Below are 14,843 nucleotides of genomic sequence, written 5' to 3'. Positions count from 1 at the left end.
CTGTCAGTCGCGAAACAGCGAGCGCTCGGCAAACAGCGGGTTGCTGTCGCCCTTGAAGGCCTGCGGTTCGCGGTGGTAGCGCTCGATGCGTTCGACCTCGTTCTTCGAGCCGAACACCAGGCCGATGCGCTGGTGCAGCTCGGTGGGCTGCACGCCGAGCACCGGCTCGCGCCCGGTGCTGGCTCGCCCGCCCGCCTGCTCGATCAGCATGCCCACCGGATTGGCTTCGTAGAGCAGGCGCAGGCGCCCGGGCTTGCTGGCGTCCTTGGTGTCGCGCGGGTACATGAAGACACCGCCGCGCATCAGGATGCGGTGCGCCTCGGCCACCATGCTGGCGATCCAGCGCATGTTGAAGTCCTTGCTGCGGGGCCCGGTCTTGCCGGCCAGGCACTCGTCCACGTAACGCTTGACCGGAGCCTCCCAGAAGCGGCTGTTGGAAGCGTTGATCGCGAACTCGTGCGTGTCTTCGGGAATGCGGATGTGCGGGTGCGTGAGCTTGAATTCGCCGAGGTTGGGGTCGAGCGTGAAGCCGTACACGCCGCTGCCCACGGTGAGCACGAACATGGTGGTCGGGCCGTAGAGCGCGTAACCCGCTGCCACCTGCAAGGCACCCGGCTGCAGGAAATCCTGCACCGTCACGTCGCGGCCTTCGTCCAGCACGGACTGGGGCGCGCGCAGCACGCTGAAGATGCTGCCCACCGACACGTTCACGTCGATGTTGCTCGAACCATCGAGCGGGTCGAACACCAGCAGGTACTTGCCGCGCGGGTACTCGCGCGGGATCGGGTAGGGCTGGTCCATTTCTTCTGAAGCCATGCCCGCGAGGTGGCCGCCCCATTCGTTGGCGCGAATGAACATCTCGTTGCTGATCACGTCGAGCTTCTTCTGCGTTTCGCCCTGCACGTTGACGCTGTCGCCGCCGCCAAAGTTGCCCAGCATGTCGCCGAGCGCGCCAAAGGCCACGCTGCGCGCGATGGCCTTGCAGGCCAGCGCCACGTCGAGAATCAGCGCGTTGAAGTCGCCACTGGCCTGGGGGAAGCGGCGCCGTTCCTCGATCAGGAACTGGGTCAGGGTGGAGCGTTTGGACAGGGGCATGGTGGATTTCTCGTTGTCTTTGTGATCGGTCGGGCTCAGCCCCGGGCATGCCATTGACGCAGCTGGGCCAGGCCGACGCCACCGAGGTCGGGCACGACACGCAGGGCGCCGCTGAAATCGTGGTGGGCGGTGAAGCTGTTGGGCGTGATGATGGTGCGCAGCCCGGCGGCCGTGGCCGAGCGCAGCCCGTTGGCCGAGTCCTCGAAAGCCAGGCACTGCGAGGCCGGCAGGCCCATGTCGGCGAGCACCTGCAGGTACACCTGCGGATGGGGCTTCTTGACCGGGGATGACGACGCGTCGCCGATCGCCAGGAAGTGGCTGCGCCAGTCCGCCCCGATGGCGTTGCGCAGCAAGGCGGCGATGTTCACCGGCGAGGTGGTGGTCGCGATCGCGAGCTGCAGGCCCTGGGCGCGCGCCTCGTTCATGAGCGCCAGCACACCCGGGCGGAGTTCCACCGCACCGGCGCGCACGGCGGCCTCGTAGTGCGCGGTCTTGAGTTCGTGCAACCGGTCGATGGTGGCCTGCACCGCGCCACCACCGAGCTCGGTCAGATCGGGTTGCAGGCTGCGCCAATGGTGCAGCATGCGCTCCTTGCCGCCGGAAATCTCCAGCAGGCGGGTGTAGAGCGCGGTGTCCCAGTGCCAGCCCAGTCCCTCCGTGTCGAAGGCATGGTTGAAAGCGGCCAGGTGCACGCTTTCCGTGTCCGCCAGGGTTCCGTCGACATCAAAGATCAGGGCGTTGAGCATGCGGTCCACTGTAGGGACCGCGTCAAATAAGGTAAATTCACATTTCATTGAATTTCGATTAAGTGAAACCTGAATGAAGAACGCCACCTTCCGCCAGCTTCGCGTGTTCAACGAGGTCGCGCGCCACCTCAGCTTTGCACGCGCCGCGGAGGTGCTGCACCTCACGCCGCCGGCCGTGACCATGCAGATCAAGGAACTCGAAGGCCATGTGGGGCTGCCCCTGTTCGACCGGCGCGGGCGCCAGGTCTCGCTGACCACGGCGGGCGAGTACATGCTGGTGTACGCCCGCAAGGTGCTGGCCACGCTCAAGGACGCCGAGGACGCCGCCGCGCGGCTGCAGCGCCTGGAGGTGGGCACGCTGACCATCGGCATGGTGAGCACGGCGAAATATTTCCTGCCGCGCCTGCTGGCGGAATTCCAGCGCGACCACGAGGGCATCGAGATCAAGCTGGCCGTGGGCAACCGCGAGCAGCTGGTGAAGATGCTGCAGGGCAACGAGGTGGACATCGCCATCATGGGTCGCCCACCCACCGAACTGGCCACGCGGGCCGAACCCTTCGCCGCGCACCCCCATGTGTTCGTGGCCCCGACCGACCACCCGCTGCTCAAGGTCGGCCACCCGACGGTGGATTCGCTCAAGGCCTACGGCTTCATCCTGCGCGAGCGCGGCTCGGGCACCCGCGCGGCGCTCGAGCAGTTCCTCGAGCGCTCGCAGACCGAGCCGCGCGTGGTGATGGAGATGTCCAGCAACGAGACCATCAAGCAGGCGGTGATGGCCGGCATGGGCATCAGCTTCCTGTCGCTGCACACCATCGGCCTGGAACTCGAGCACCAGCTGATCGCGATCCTCGATGTGGAAGGCAGCCCGGTGCTGCGCGGCTGGAACGTGGTGCACACCCTGTCCAAGCTGCTCTCCCCCGCGGCCGAGTCGTTCCGCTACTTCATGCTGGAGCGGGCAGAGGGCTTTCTGGCCGACGAATACGGCCGCTTCATGCGGCTCGTTCCAGCGGGTCCGGGCTGAAGATCCCGCGCTCTGCGGTTGCGCGCGATCGGCACTCGTATACTCCCCCTCGTGCCGCAAGGCACATCCGCTAGGGGTGTTGCCCCGGGGTCTTGCCCCGGGAGCGACTGAGAAAGTCCCTTTGAACCTGATTGAGGTAATCCTCGCGCAGGGAAGCAGGCCGGCAAATGCCACCGACGCCATTCGCGCATCCGGTGCCTTGCGGCCCCGCCCACCTGCCACAACTTGCATGGAGCAATTTGATGGCATCCGACCGTTCGCAGTCCGCCCCGGCCAATCTGGCCCTGACCCCCGTGCCGCAGGCCGATCGGGTTTTTCACTTCCATGAACACGCCGCGCTCTGGTTCAGCCTGGGCACGGGTCTGCTCGTCATGCAGATCGGCGCCTACCTGGTGCCCGCGGTGGGCACGCAGACGGCCTTGATCGCCATCGTGCTGGGCTCGCTCATCGGCGCGGGCCTGCTGGCCTGGACGGCGCGCCTGGGTTGCCAGACCGGGCTGGCCAGCGCCGGCCTGATGCACGCCACCTACGGCAGCGCCTTTGCGCGACTGCCGGTGCTGCTCAACATTGCCCAGCTGATCGGCTGGACCACCTTCGAGCTGGTGATCATGCAGGAGGGCACGGTGGCCATCCTGAAGCAGGCCCTGGGCAGCGAGCCCGGCGGCCTGCTCGACGGCACCGGCGGCAAGGTGCTCGCCACCCTGCTCTGGGGCGCTGTGCTGGTGGCGCTCATGGCCGGCTCGATGCTCAAGCTGGTGCGCAAGTTCGTCAGCCGCTTCGGCCTGCCGCTGGTGATCGCCTCGCTGATCTGGCTCACCTGGCAGTTCGGCACGCGGCTGCAGGCGCAGGGTTTCGACGCCTTCTGGAGCCGCCCGGGCACCGGCGGCATGGGCCTGTTCTCGGCCATGGACCTGGTGATCGCGATGCCGGTGTCGTGGCTGCCGCTGGTGGCCGACTACGCGCGCCACGGCAGGCGCACCGGCACCACGCTGGGCGGCACCTGGCTGGGCTATGCGCTGGCCAACATGTGGTGCTATGCGCTGGGCGTGCTGGTGGTGAGCACGGTGGAGCCGGGCACCAATTTGGTGGCGGCCCTGTTGCTGGCCCAGGGTGGCCTGATCGCGCTCGGCCTGATCCTGCTCGACGAGATGGACAACGCCTACGGCGACGCCCACTCGGGCGCGGTGTCGGTGCACAGCCTGCAGCCACGCTGGAGCATCAAAAGCGCGGGCCTGGCCTTTGCAGCGGGCTGCACGGTGCTGGCGCTGTTCCTGCCGATCCATGCGATCGAGCCCTTCCTGCTGCTGCTGAGTTCGGTGTTCGTGCCGCTGTACGGCGTGATCCTGGGGCGGCTGGGCAGCGGACGGGTGGTGCCGGGCGTGAGCGAGCGCGCGGTGGATTGGAGCGCGGCGGCGGTGTGGGTGAGCGGCATTGCCTGCTACCACCTGCTCAAGCAGTATGCGCCCGACCTGGGCTCGGCCCTGCCCACGCTGGCCCTCACTTTCGTGCTGGCTGCGCTGTCAAGGCCGCGCCACGTGGGCCTCACCCCGGCACGGGCCTGATGTTCAAGCCGTGCGGCGCATCAAGCGCGGACGCTCTTGCGCTGGGGTTGCGGCGCGAACCCGTGGTTCAACGGGCCGTGGCCGGCGCCGGTGACCACGTCGGCACCCTGCTCGATGGCCTGCAGGATGTAGCCACGGGCCAGGGCCACGGCCTGCTCGAGCGGCTCGCCGAGCGCCAGGTACGAGGCGATGGCGGACGACAAGGTGCAACCCGTGCCGTGCGTGTTGCGGGTGGCGATGCGCCGCGACGCAAAGCGGTGCACCGGGCCGTCACCGGTGACCAGCAGGTCGGCCACCTCGTCGCCCGGCAGGTGCCCGCCCTTGAGCAACACGGCCCTGGCGCCCATGGCCAGCAGTTCGCGCGCGGCCGCCTCGAGTTCGCCTGCGGCCTGGATCGGGCGCCCGAGCAGCAGGGCGGCCTCGTCGAGGTTGGGGGTGATCACGGTGGCCAGCGGAAACAGCTCGTTGACCAGCACCTGCACGGTCGGCGGGGTGATCAGCGCGTCGCCGGAAGTCGCCACCATCACCGGGTCGAGCACGATCTGTTTCACACCGTGGTGCTTCAGCGCCCACGCCACCGTGCGCACGATGTCGGGCGCGTGCAGCATGCCGATCTTCACGGCGTCCACACCGATGTCGTCGAACACGGCGCACAGCTGCGCCTTCAGCATCTCGGGCGGCACGCCGTGGATGGCGCTCACGCCCAGCGTGTTCTGCGCGGTCAGTGCGGTGATCGCCGTCATGCCGTAGCAGCCCAGCGCGGCAAAGGTTTTCAGGTCGGCCTGGATGCCGGCTCCCCCGCCGCTGTCGGAGCCGGCGATGGACAGGACACGCGTGTAGCGACGGTTGGGGTGGGGTGCGGGATGGGACATGACCCGGATTCTGGCAGCGCTGGAGGACTTGCATGACGATCGCCCGCAATTCCACCGCCATCGTGCTGGGCGCCGGCCTCATGGGTCGGCTGCTCGCCTGCGCGCTGGCGCAGCGCGGTCACCGGGTCGAGGTGTTCGACGCTGGAGGCCCGTTGGCCGAAAACGCCGCCGCGCGCGTGGCCGCAGCGATGCTCGCTCCCCTGGCCGAGTCGGCAGTGACCGAACTGCCGGTGGTGCGCATGGGCCAGCACGCGTTGCTGCGCTGGCCGCAACTGCTGGGTGAGCTGGCGCAGCCGGTGTTCTTCCAGCAAAGCGGCACGATCGTGCTGTGGCACCGGCAGGACGCCGCCGAGGCCGAGCGTTTCTCGGGCCAGCTCACGCGCACCACCGCCGCCCTGCCCTCGCTGCCGCGCGCACAGCGCCTGAACGCCGCCGAACTGACCGCGCTGGAGCCCGCGCTCGAACACCGCTTCGCGCAAGGCCTGTACCTGCCCGAGGAAGGCCAGCTCGACAACCGCGAGCTGCTGGCCGCACTCGCGCACCAGATGCAGGTGCTCGGTGTGACGGTGCACTGGAACAGCCCGCGCACACCCGACGAGGTGGACCCGGGCCCGGCTGCCTGGCTGTTCGACTGCCGTGGCCTTGGCGCCCAGGCGCAATGGAGCCAGCTTCGCGGCGTGCGCGGCGAGGTGGCGCGCGTGCACGCGCCGGGCGTGAGCCTGTCGCGTCCCACGCGGCTGCTGCACCCGCGCTACCCGCTCTACATTGCACCGAAGGCGGCCGGCATGTTCGTCATCGGCGCCACCGAAATCGAGTCCGACGACCTGTCACCGGCGAGCGTGCGCTCCACGCTGGAGCTGCTGAGCGCGGCCTACACGGTGCACCCCGGGTTCGGCGAGGCGCGCATCATCGAGATGGCGGTGCAACTGCGCCCCACCCTGCCCGACAACCTGCCCGAAATCCGCCTGGACGCACCGCGGCGCATGCAGATCAACGGCCTGTACCGCCACGGCTTCCTGATCGCACCGGCGCTGCTCGATGCCGCCCTGCAGGCGATGGACAATGGCGCCTCGGCGCTGGCCGGACAATGGGGCCTGTCGCTCCTGCACCCCGCCCAATGAACACCCCATGAACGTCCTGATCAACCAACAACCGCGCGAACTGCCCGAGGGCGCCACGCTGGCCGATGCGCTGCGCGTGTGCGAGCCACCGGCCGTGTTCGCGGCGGCGGTCAACCTGGCGTTCGTGCCGCGCGGCAATTACGCACAGCATGTGCTGGCCGAGGGCGACCGCGTCGAGATCATTGCCCCCATCACCGGCGGCTGAAGCAGCCGACAACACCATGGACATGACCACCCCCCTCACGAACGACGACCCGCTGGTGCTGTATGGCGAGTTGTTCCAGAGCCGCCTGATGCTTGGCACCTCGCGCTACCCCTCGCCCGCCACGCTCGAAGCGGCGGTGCTGCGCGCGCGGCCCGCCATGCTCACCGCCTCGCTGCGGCGCCAGGGCGCGGTGCAGCCCGAGGCCGGTGCGGCGTTCTGGAAACTGTTGCAGGAACTGGCCGTGCCGGTGCTGCCCAACACCGCCGGTTGCCACAGCGCACAGGAGGTCATCACCACCGCGCAGATGGCGCGCGAGGTGTTCAACACGCCGTGGATCAAGCTCGAACTCATCGGCGACGACTACAGCCTGCAACCCGACACGCTCAACCTGGTGGACTGCGCGCGCCAGCTGATCGACGACGGCTTCAAGGTGCTGCCCTATTGCACCGAAGACCTGGTGCTGTGCCAGCGCCTGGTCGATGTGGGCTGCCAGGCGGTGATGCCCTGGGCCGCACCCATCGGCACCGGCCGGGGGCCCGTCAACCCGTACGCCATGCGCCTGCTGCGCGAACGCCTGAAGGTGCCCCTGATCGTGGACGCCGGACTCGGCCTGCCGTCACACGCCTGCACCGTGATGGAGTGGGGCTTTGACGCCGTGCTGCTCAACACCGCGGTGGCACTGGCCCAGTCGCCGGTGGACATGGCCGGTGCGTTTGCCGACGCCGTGCGTGCCGGCCGCGCCGCCTGGCGCTCGGGCGCGATGCAGCCGCAAGACAGCGCCCAACCCAGTACCCCCGTGCTCGGCACCCCTTTCTGGCACCACCCATGAACCAGGACATGAACGTGATGGCGATGGCGCAGTCCATCGTGCAGGCCCATGGCAACGCGCTGGGCCTGCCGCTGGCGCCCGGCGCACAGGCCCTCAAGGGCGACACCGACGACCTCGTGTTCGCCGCTGCCCTGCAGGCCGGCCACCAGCTGGGTTTTGTGCCGGCCGACGCGTTCTGCCTGGCGCAGGCCTGGTCCAGGCAGTCGATGCGCACCGGTGAGTTCCACCCCGGCCAGTGGCCGGTCGAGCCGGTCGACTTCGGCATGGCGCCCCGGCCCCGCGAAAACGCCTTTGCGCCCTGCCCCCAGGCACTGGGCCTGTATGCGGTGATGCCCGACGCCGCCTGGACCATCCGCATGGCCAGGGCCGGCGTGCCCACGGTGCAGCTGCGCTTCAAGTCGGGCGATGCGTCTTCGGTGCGCGCCGAGGTCATGGCGGCGGTCGCCGGTGTGCAGGGCACGGGCGCGCGCCTGTTCATCAACGACCACTGGCAGCTCGCGATCGAAGCCGGCGCCTACGGCGTGCACCTGGGCCAGGAAGACCTGCAGGCCATGACGCCGGCCGGTCTGGCCGCCATCAAGGACGCCGGCCTGCGCCTGGGCCTGAGCACCCACGGCTATGCCGAGATGCTGATCGCCGACCAGCACAGCCCGAGCTACATCGCCCTGGGCGCGGTGTTTCCCACCACGCTCAAGCAGATGGCCACCGCGCCACAGGGCCCGGGCCGTCTGGCCATGTACTCGGCGCTGATGCGCGACCACCCGCTCGTGGCCATCGGCGGCATCGACCGGGCGGCCCTGCCGGCCGTGCTGGCCAGCGGCGTGGGCTCGGTCGGTGTGGTGCGTGCGCTCATGGGCGCGGTGGATCCGGAGGCCGAAGTGGCCGCCTGGAACGCGGCACTTCGTCAGCCCTGAGGGCGCCCGCGCTCCCACACCAGGTGCATCAGCGGCTTCACGCTGATGCCGTGCAGCACGATGGAGAGCGTCACCACGATGAGCGTGAGCTGCATCAGCTGGATCGACGTGTCTTCCGGCAGGCCGTGCTGGATGGCGTACATGAGGTAGTACAGCGAGCCGATGCCGCGCACGCCGAACCAGGCGGTCATGCCGCGCACCGGGGAGACAACGCGCGTGCCCAGCAATCCGATGGACACACTCAGCGGGCGTGCCACGAAGAACAGGAACAGCGCCAGCGCCACCGCCGCCCAGCTCCACGAATCGAGGTACAGCGAGCCCCCCAGCAAGAGCACCAGCACGAGTTCGGACAGCCGCTCCGCATGTTCCTTGAACACCAGCGATCCCTCGCTCACGGTGGACGCCGGCGCAGCCTCGACCGGGGAAGGCTCTCCCGCCACCGTCGGTTCGGCCGCAGCGTCGCTGCGGGCCCGCCGTGCCAGCAGCACCTCGGTCTGGCGCAGGGCCACGGCGCCGAAGAACACGGCCAGAAAGCCCCAAGCGTTCGCCCATTCGCTCAGGCCGTACACCACACCGATGAGACCCAGCCCGAGGAAATCATCCAGCAGCTCGTGGCGTTGCGGCGCACCCCTCAACCACCAGCTCATGCGCGCCAGCAACGCGCCGCACAGCACGCCGATGGCGATGCCGGCGGTCGTGGCCCACACGATGTCCACCGCCACCCACTGCAAGCCGTTGTCACCCAGCTGGTGCAGGCCGAGCAGGCCCAGCCCCAGCATCACGAAGGGGAATGCGGAACCGTCGTTGAGGCCGGCCTCGCAGGTCAGCGTGAAGCGCAACTGGTCGCGGTCACCGGGGTGGCGGCTCTGCACCTCGGTGGCGAGCACCGGGTCGGTGGGCGCCACGATGGCGCCCAGCAGCACCGCGGCCCCCAGCGGCAGGCCCAGGCCCCAGACACCGAACGCCGCCACCAGCCCCACGGTGATCACCATCGACACGCTGGCCAGCAACAAGGGCGCGCGCCACTGTCGAAAGTTGAACGGCACCGGCATCTTCACACCGGCAGAAAACAGCGAGATCAGCACCGCCACTTCGGTCAGCACCTCGAGCAGCGCCGACTCCTTCAAGGGGTTGAAGTTGAAGACGCCGAGCACGGTGGGGCCCATCAGCAGGCCCACCGCGAGGTAGAGCATGGCGGGCGTGACGGGCAGGCGCTTGAGCAGCGTGGGCGTGACACCCATGAACAGCAGCAGCGCGCCCACGAACAGAAACCATTGGGCAGTGGTCATGAAAAACAATGAGGCCGCCGCCCCCCGGCGGGGTGCGGCGGCCGTGATCGGTAAACCACGAGCTTACGGGATGCCCGTGCAAGGCGCTCTCAGCGGGCCTTGATCTGGCCGCTCTCGTCCGACAGCACGATCTCGACGCGGCGGTTCATCTGGCGGCCGGCCGCGCTGGCGTTCGAGCCGACCGGATGGGCCTTGCCGTACCCCTGCGAGGCGACCCGGCTGGACGCGATGCCGCGGCTCATCAAGGCCACGCGCACCGCGTCGGCGCGCTCGGTGGACAAGGTCTGGTTGTAGGCATCGGCGCCGGTGCTGTCGGTGAATCCTTCCACCAGCACGGTGCGCTGCGGATCGGACTTGAGCACCTCGGCGAGCTGGTCAACCATGCGCAGGCCACCCGGGCGCAGCGCCGAGCGGTCCACGTCGAACAACACGTCGCCCAGCGTGACCACGGTGCCACGCGGGGTCTGTTTGGCATTGAGTTCGGCCATGCGCGCTTCCAGCATGCGGCTGCGCTCCTGGGCCATGGCCGCCTGGCGCTGGGCTTCCACCGTGTCGGTGCGGGCGGCGCTGGCGCTGCGCCGGGCTTCGGCCGCGGCACGCTGGGCCTCGGCGGCGGCACGCTGGGCGGCGTCGGCTTGCAGCGTGCGGGCCTCCAGCTGGGCGCTGGTGCGGGCGGCGCCGGCATTGGCCACGCTCATCTCGGCGGTCTTGAATCTCACCGTTTCGCGCACGATGGCGGCGCGCTGCGAGGCCACATAGGCCAGATGGTTCACCTGGGCCAGGTCTTCGCGGTTGTTCGATGCCATGTTGGCGGCGTTCAGCGCATCGGTGGCCTGGCGCAGCTCGGCCGCCGCCTGGTTCTGCGAACGGGGATCGGCCTGCACGGTGCGGAAATCCTCGCGCGCCTGGTCGAGCCGAACGTTGGTCGGGGTTGTGGTGCTGCAGCCGGCCACGACGGCCAGGGCGGTGAGCGAGAGAGCGAATCGGTGGATGGTGTTCATGGACATTCCTGTTGTTGTCATTGGGCGCGGTTGATTTCCTGGCGCAGCACGCGCCCGTCTTCACGCAGTTCGCCGGCGGCCTGGGTGGCGCGGCTGCTGCGGGCCTTGGCTTCGGCCAACCGGGCATCCACCAGCACCTCGTTGGAGAGCAGCAGTGCGCGGTCGTGGGCCTCCTGCGTCATGGCGACGTCGGCCATGGCCTGCTTCTGGCGTGCGATGTTCAGGTCGGCGGGGGCCAATTCGGCGGCGCCGGCGCGCGTGGCGGCTTCGATCGCGGCGCGCGACAAAGCCATCTCCTGTGTGGGCGCAGGAATCCTGGTGGCGCAGGCCATCAGCGAGAGCGTGAGCGCCGTCAGCACCGTGAGGGCGAGCAGGCGCAGCGCCTGTGGACGCCCATCTGCGGGCAGGGCTCGGACGGTGGGGGTGAATGCGTGGTTCATGAAGCGTCTTTCTGATGAGCTGGCCGAAGTGGCCATGCCGTGAGCTTGGACGGACGAACTGCGCTGGTCGGTGCTGTGCCGCACAGACCCTCACGGATGCAGCGCCTAAAAACAACGCAGGCGGCCACGCTTTGTGCACCTCTTCAATGGCCGCCTGAACCAAAGGACATCACATGAACTGGGACACCATTCAAGGCAACTGGAAACAAGTCACTGGCCGCGCCAAGCAGCAGTGGGGCAAGCTCACCGACGACGATCTGACCCAGGTGGCCGGCCACCGCGACCAGCTCGCCGGCAAGATCCAGGAACGCTACGGCATCGCCAAGGACGCAGCCGAAGAACAGCTGAAGGCCTGGGAGAAAAGCGCTGACGATTCGTGGCTGAACGCCTCGAGCGACGCCAACGGCGGCAGCAAGCACCCACGTTGATGGACGAACCGCCCCCGCTTCGGGGGCGTGTCATTCAGCTCGCCTCGCGGACCGGCAGCAGCCGGTCGTACTCCCGCTTCACCACCTGGTAACACTCGCAGGTGCGCTGCTCCAGCTTCGGGCGGTCCAGCACCGAGATGCGCCCGCGCACGTACTGGATGAGCCCGGCGGCCTGCAACTTGAGCGCCGCTTCGGTCACCCCTTCGCGGCGCACGCCCAGCATGTTGGAGATCAGTTCCTGCGTCATCACCAGCTGGTTGCCAGGCAGGCGGTCCAGGCTGAGCAGCAGCCAGCGGCAGAGTTGCTGGTCCAGCGAATGATGGCGGTTGCACACCGCGGTCTGGCTCATCTGCGTGATGAGGGCCTGCGTGTAACGCAGCATCAGGTGCATGGCCGGACCAGCACGATCGAACTCGGTGTGGATGGCTTCGGCGGGCAGACGGTAGCCCATGCCGGCGCTCTGCACCACGGCACGGCTGGGGGTGGATCCCCCGCCCATGAAGATGGAAATGCCCACCACGCCTTCATGACCCACCACCGCAATTTCCGCCGTCGCACCACTGTCGAGCACATAGAGCAGCGACACGATCCCGCTGGTGGGGAAATAGAGGTGCTTCAGCTGTTCGCCAGGCTCACACAACACCCTGCCCAGCGGCAACTGGACCAACTCCAGCTGGGGCTTCCAGCGTTGCCATTCGGTCTCGGGCAGTGAGGCCAGCAGCTGGTTCTGGCGTGGGTTGTCGGGTTGGGTCATCGTGCGTTCCTGCGGTGTGGCTCCCGGCGCGGAGTGCGGCTGGACCTTGGGTATCTGGTGGCCCAGCATAGGGCGCACAGACGGCCTTGTATGTTCATCTCCGTACACAGGACGCCAACGCTCGTTGCCTCTGAGGGTGGCATCCATCGGCCGCCCGGGACCGGTTCATTGGCCTGCATCCTTGCTGCACACGCAGACCCGCCGCCGAGATGCCCTTGCGGTCGGCGCTCTGCGAGTCACGCCCGCCATGGAATGTTCAGGCGCCGTTTGGTGGCTTCGCTGGCCACCGCTGCGCGCTCGCCACCGGAACGGCAACAGACAACGGGCACAGCTCCGTGGCCTGCCTTGTGGACACGCTGTTTCGCCGCGATGCTGTTGTGGTCGCAACGTCCACCGCGGCATCCGCGGGCTGTGCGCCCGGCACGCCTGTCGACACCGCCCTCACCCCACGACCCAACCAGGCGCCACCATGATCCCGAACACACACGCCACCCCTCACGTGCCCGGCACATCCCTGCGGTCCGACAGCGAAAGAACCGCCATCGTGGCCGCCGACTCGATCGACCGGGCGGTGCGAGGCACGCAACGATCCGTCGGCCGGGTCGCGTCCAGGGATTGAACGGGGGTTTTTGGCAGGCTGAGGGGTTCAGCTGGAATGGGCAGGCACCTGCGTCAGCAGGTCGGCCAGTTCGTCGGCGTGTTCCTCTTCCACCGCGAGGATGGATTCGAGCAGGCGGCGCGTGGTCGGGTCGTCGCTTGCGACCGACTCGATGGCGTGGCGGTAGCTGTCGATGGCGATGCGCTCGGCCACGAGGTTTTCGCGGATCATGTCGGTCAGCGTGGCACCTTCCACGTACTCGGCGTGGCTTCGTTTGGTGAGCGAGTCGGGCGAAAAGTCGGGTTCACCGCCGAGCTGCACGATGCGCTCGGCCAGCTGGTCGGCGTGGCCCTGCTCTTCGTTTGAATGCACCAGGAACTCGGCCGCCGTGGCGTGCGAATGGATGCCGCTGGCCATGAAGTGGTGGCGGCGGTAGCGCAGCACACACACCAGTTCGGTGGCCAAGGCGTCGTTGAGCATGGCAATCACGGCTTGCGTGTCGGCGCTGTAGCCGGCGGTCACGGCGCCTTCTTCCATGTGCTGGCGTGCGCTCTGGCGCAGCGCCGTGATGTCCAGGGGTTTCAAGGGTGCGTTCATGGTGTGGTCCGATCGGTTGGGGTTTTGGGCTGACCCTCCGAGCATCGGCGCTCATCCCGGCCGCGTCGGTGCTTTGGCGAACACATCACCGGCGTGCATCCACGCCGCGGTGCACCGGGGCGCTCGTTGCGCCCTCAGGTCTTCGCGGCCATGAGCGTGTCGTGCAACAGCTTGTCGGCCTCGTAGCAGCTGCAGGCCCTGGCCTCCAGCCCGGCCCGATCCAGCACCTTGAGCTCGCCGCGCGTGTACTGGATGAGCCCGTCGTTCTGCAGATCGCTCGCGGCCTGCGTCACGCCCACACGGCGCACGCCCAGCATCAACGAGATGAATTCCTGCGTGACATGGAAATGGTCGGCATGTGCCCGGTCCTGGCTCATGAGGAGCCAGCGCGCCAGCCGCTGGCCAATGGGGTGGAACCGCTCGCAGGCGGAGGCGAGTGCCTGCTGGTGCAAACGGATCAGCAGGCTGCGCTGCACCACGCCCTGCAGAGCCGGCATCTCGTTCATGGCGTCGCGCAGCGCACCGGCTTCGATGCGCCAGCAGCTGCCCGCACCTTGCACCAGCGCGCGCCAGGGCGTTTTGGCCAGGCCGAGCACGAGTTCGGAACCCAGCATCGCCTCGCGCCCGACCATGCCCACCTCCAGCGGGGGGTGGGTGTCGATGTCGATCACCAGCGAGATGAACCCGGTGATGGGAAAGTAGGCGTGGGTGAGCAGGGTGTCGCGCACGCTCAGCTCGGCCGACAGCACCAGTTTGAACGGTTCGCAGCGCGCCAGGAAGCGCTTTTGGACGCCCTTGGGCAGGCGTTCGATGAGCTGGTTTTGGGTGTTTGACATGGAGTCCGCTCGGTACACAAGCGAAACCCCTCCCAGGGCGAACTCATGCGGGTCGCACGGGCAGGTTGCCCGGCGATCCCAGCCCGACTATGGACCTTTCAGGGCAGAAAAACGGTCTCTCACCATAGAAAGACCGCAGCGGTCACTTCAACTCGCCTCGCACGCAGGCAACAAACGGTCGTATTCCTTTTTCACCACCCGGTAACACTCGCAGGTGCGGTGCTCCAGGCCCTCTCGGTCCAGCACGGAAATGTGCCCACGCGCATACCGGATCAGACCGGCAGCCTGCAGTTTGAGCGCCGCTTCGGTGACGCCTTCGCGGCGCACGCCGAGCATGTTGGCAATCAGTTCCTGCGTCATCACCAGGTCGTTGCCATGCAGGCGGTCCAGGCTGCGCAGCAGCCAGCGGCTGAGTTGCTGATCCAGCGAATGGTGACGGTTGCACACGGCGGTCTGGCTCATCTGCGCCATCAGCGCCTGGGGAAGGTCTGCACAACCTCCCCGTTGGCACGGGACATGCGACATTGACGCCATG

The 14,843-nt window shown here is 68.2% G+C and carries 18 protein-coding genes and 1 riboswitch; of the genes, 8 read left to right on the top strand and 10 right to left on the bottom strand.

Annotated features, from left to right (window positions below; translation table 11 throughout):
* Nucleotides 1-3: 3 nt before the first annotated feature.
* Nucleotides 4-1,095, bottom strand: a complete 1,092-nt coding sequence (locus QUV35_RS17230) for a class 1 fructose-bisphosphatase (RefSeq protein WP_300876922.1) — start codon at nucleotides 1,093-1,095, stop codon at nucleotides 4-6.
* 35 nt (nucleotides 1,096-1,130) lie between these two features.
* Nucleotides 1,131-1,841 (bottom strand): HAD-IA family hydrolase, encoded by a 711-nt coding sequence (locus QUV35_RS17225; RefSeq protein ID WP_300876919.1) that lies wholly within the window; start codon nucleotides 1,839-1,841, stop codon nucleotides 1,131-1,133.
* Between the two features lie 73 nt (nucleotides 1,842-1,914).
* On the opposite strand from QUV35_RS17225, the gene QUV35_RS17220 reads away from it, so the two are divergent.
* The gene (locus tag QUV35_RS17220; RefSeq protein ID WP_300876916.1) at nucleotides 1,915-2,862 is read left to right on the top strand and encodes a LysR family transcriptional regulator; all 948 of its coding nucleotides are present in this window, start codon (nucleotides 1,915-1,917) and stop codon (nucleotides 2,860-2,862) included.
* A 62-nt stretch (nucleotides 2,863-2,924) separates the two neighbouring features.
* Nucleotides 2,925-3,033: riboswitch (TPP riboswitch) on the top strand.
* A gap of 71 nt (nucleotides 3,034-3,104) precedes the next feature.
* The gene (locus QUV35_RS17215) at nucleotides 3,105-4,424 is read left to right on the top strand and encodes a cytosine permease (RefSeq protein ID WP_300876913.1); all 1,320 of its coding nucleotides are present in this window, start codon (nucleotides 3,105-3,107) and stop codon (nucleotides 4,422-4,424) included.
* Nucleotides 4,425-4,444: 20 nt separating this feature from the next.
* On the opposite strand, the gene thiD is transcribed toward QUV35_RS17215, so the two are convergent.
* Nucleotides 4,445-5,296, bottom strand: coding sequence for a bifunctional hydroxymethylpyrimidine kinase/phosphomethylpyrimidine kinase (gene thiD / locus QUV35_RS17210; protein WP_300876910.1), 852 nt, complete (start codon nucleotides 5,294-5,296; stop codon nucleotides 4,445-4,447).
* 32 nt (nucleotides 5,297-5,328) lie between these two features.
* On the opposite strand from thiD, the gene QUV35_RS17205 reads away from it, so the two are divergent.
* The 4 genes from QUV35_RS17205 to QUV35_RS17190 are packed head-to-tail and all read left to right on the top strand — an operon-like array spanning nucleotide 5,329 to nucleotide 8,365.
* Nucleotides 5,329-6,417, top strand: coding sequence for an FAD-dependent oxidoreductase (locus QUV35_RS17205; protein ID WP_300876908.1), 1,089 nt, complete (start codon nucleotides 5,329-5,331; stop codon nucleotides 6,415-6,417).
* 7 nt (nucleotides 6,418-6,424) lie between these two features.
* Nucleotides 6,425-6,622 carry a sulfur carrier protein ThiS gene (gene thiS, locus QUV35_RS17200; RefSeq protein ID WP_300876906.1) on the top strand — a complete coding sequence of 66 codons (198 nt, stop codon included), beginning with the start codon at nucleotides 6,425-6,427 and terminating at the stop codon, nucleotides 6,620-6,622.
* A 22-nt stretch (nucleotides 6,623-6,644) separates the two neighbouring features.
* Nucleotides 6,645-7,451, top strand: a complete 807-nt coding sequence (locus QUV35_RS17195) for a thiazole synthase (RefSeq protein WP_300876903.1) — start codon at nucleotides 6,645-6,647, stop codon at nucleotides 7,449-7,451.
* Nucleotides 7,448-8,365, top strand: a complete 918-nt coding sequence (locus tag QUV35_RS17190) for a thiamine phosphate synthase (protein WP_300876900.1) — start codon at nucleotides 7,448-7,450, stop codon at nucleotides 8,363-8,365. The genes QUV35_RS17195 and QUV35_RS17190 overlap by 4 nt, the downstream gene beginning before the upstream one ends.
* On the opposite strand, the gene QUV35_RS17185 is transcribed toward QUV35_RS17190, so the two are convergent.
* The 3 genes from QUV35_RS17185 to QUV35_RS17175 all read right to left on the bottom strand — a co-directional run bounded on the left by QUV35_RS17185 (nucleotide 8,356) and on the right by QUV35_RS17175 (nucleotide 11,095).
* Nucleotides 8,356-9,654, bottom strand: a complete 1,299-nt coding sequence (locus tag QUV35_RS17185; protein WP_300876897.1) for a cation:proton antiporter — start codon at nucleotides 9,652-9,654, stop codon at nucleotides 8,356-8,358. The genes QUV35_RS17190 and QUV35_RS17185 overlap by 10 nt on opposite strands.
* An 89-nt stretch (nucleotides 9,655-9,743) precedes the next feature.
* Complete coding sequence (locus QUV35_RS17180) at nucleotides 9,744-10,655, bottom strand: OmpA family protein (protein ID WP_300876894.1); 912 nt, start codon at nucleotides 10,653-10,655, stop codon at nucleotides 9,744-9,746.
* A 17-nt stretch (nucleotides 10,656-10,672) separates the two neighbouring features.
* On the bottom strand, nucleotides 10,673-11,095 hold the full coding sequence (locus QUV35_RS17175) for a DUF4398 domain-containing protein (protein ID WP_300876892.1): 423 nt from the start codon (nucleotides 11,093-11,095) through the stop codon (nucleotides 10,673-10,675).
* 173 nt (nucleotides 11,096-11,268) lie between these two features.
* Between QUV35_RS17175 and QUV35_RS17170 the strand changes: the two genes are divergently transcribed.
* Nucleotides 11,269-11,523 (top strand): CsbD family protein, encoded by a 255-nt coding sequence (locus QUV35_RS17170; RefSeq protein WP_300876889.1) that lies wholly within the window; start codon nucleotides 11,269-11,271, stop codon nucleotides 11,521-11,523.
* A 34-nt stretch (nucleotides 11,524-11,557) separates the two neighbouring features.
* Here QUV35_RS17170 and QUV35_RS17165 read toward each other — a convergent pair whose 3' ends face one another.
* Nucleotides 11,558-12,277, bottom strand: coding sequence for a Crp/Fnr family transcriptional regulator (locus QUV35_RS17165; RefSeq protein ID WP_300876886.1), 720 nt, complete (start codon nucleotides 12,275-12,277; stop codon nucleotides 11,558-11,560).
* Nucleotides 12,278-12,746: 469 nt separating this feature from the next.
* On the opposite strand from QUV35_RS17165, the gene QUV35_RS17160 reads away from it, so the two are divergent.
* Nucleotides 12,747-12,896, top strand: a complete 150-nt coding sequence (locus QUV35_RS17160; RefSeq protein WP_300876883.1) for a hypothetical protein — start codon at nucleotides 12,747-12,749, stop codon at nucleotides 12,894-12,896.
* A gap of 27 nt (nucleotides 12,897-12,923) precedes the next feature.
* On the opposite strand, the gene QUV35_RS17155 is transcribed toward QUV35_RS17160, so the two are convergent.
* From QUV35_RS17155 to QUV35_RS17145, 3 genes are all read right to left on the bottom strand, one after another.
* Nucleotides 12,924-13,472, bottom strand: a complete 549-nt coding sequence (locus QUV35_RS17155; protein WP_300876881.1) for a ferritin-like domain-containing protein — start codon at nucleotides 13,470-13,472, stop codon at nucleotides 12,924-12,926.
* Nucleotides 13,473-13,606: 134 nt separating this feature from the next.
* Entirely contained in the window at nucleotides 13,607-14,308 is a 702-nt protein-coding gene (locus QUV35_RS17150) for a Crp/Fnr family transcriptional regulator (RefSeq protein ID WP_300876879.1), read from the bottom strand.
* 147 nt (nucleotides 14,309-14,455) lie between these two features.
* Nucleotides 14,456-14,843: helix-turn-helix domain-containing protein (locus QUV35_RS17145; protein WP_300876876.1), on the bottom strand; the 388-nt coding region annotated here is incomplete at its 5' end.

Origin of the sequence: Hydrogenophaga sp., from assembly GCF_030373225.1 — a bacterium.
In the GTDB taxonomy this organism is placed as follows: domain Bacteria; phylum Pseudomonadota; class Gammaproteobacteria; order Burkholderiales; family Burkholderiaceae_C; genus Hydrogenophaga.
This window is presented reverse-complemented; position numbering and strand designations above follow the sequence as displayed.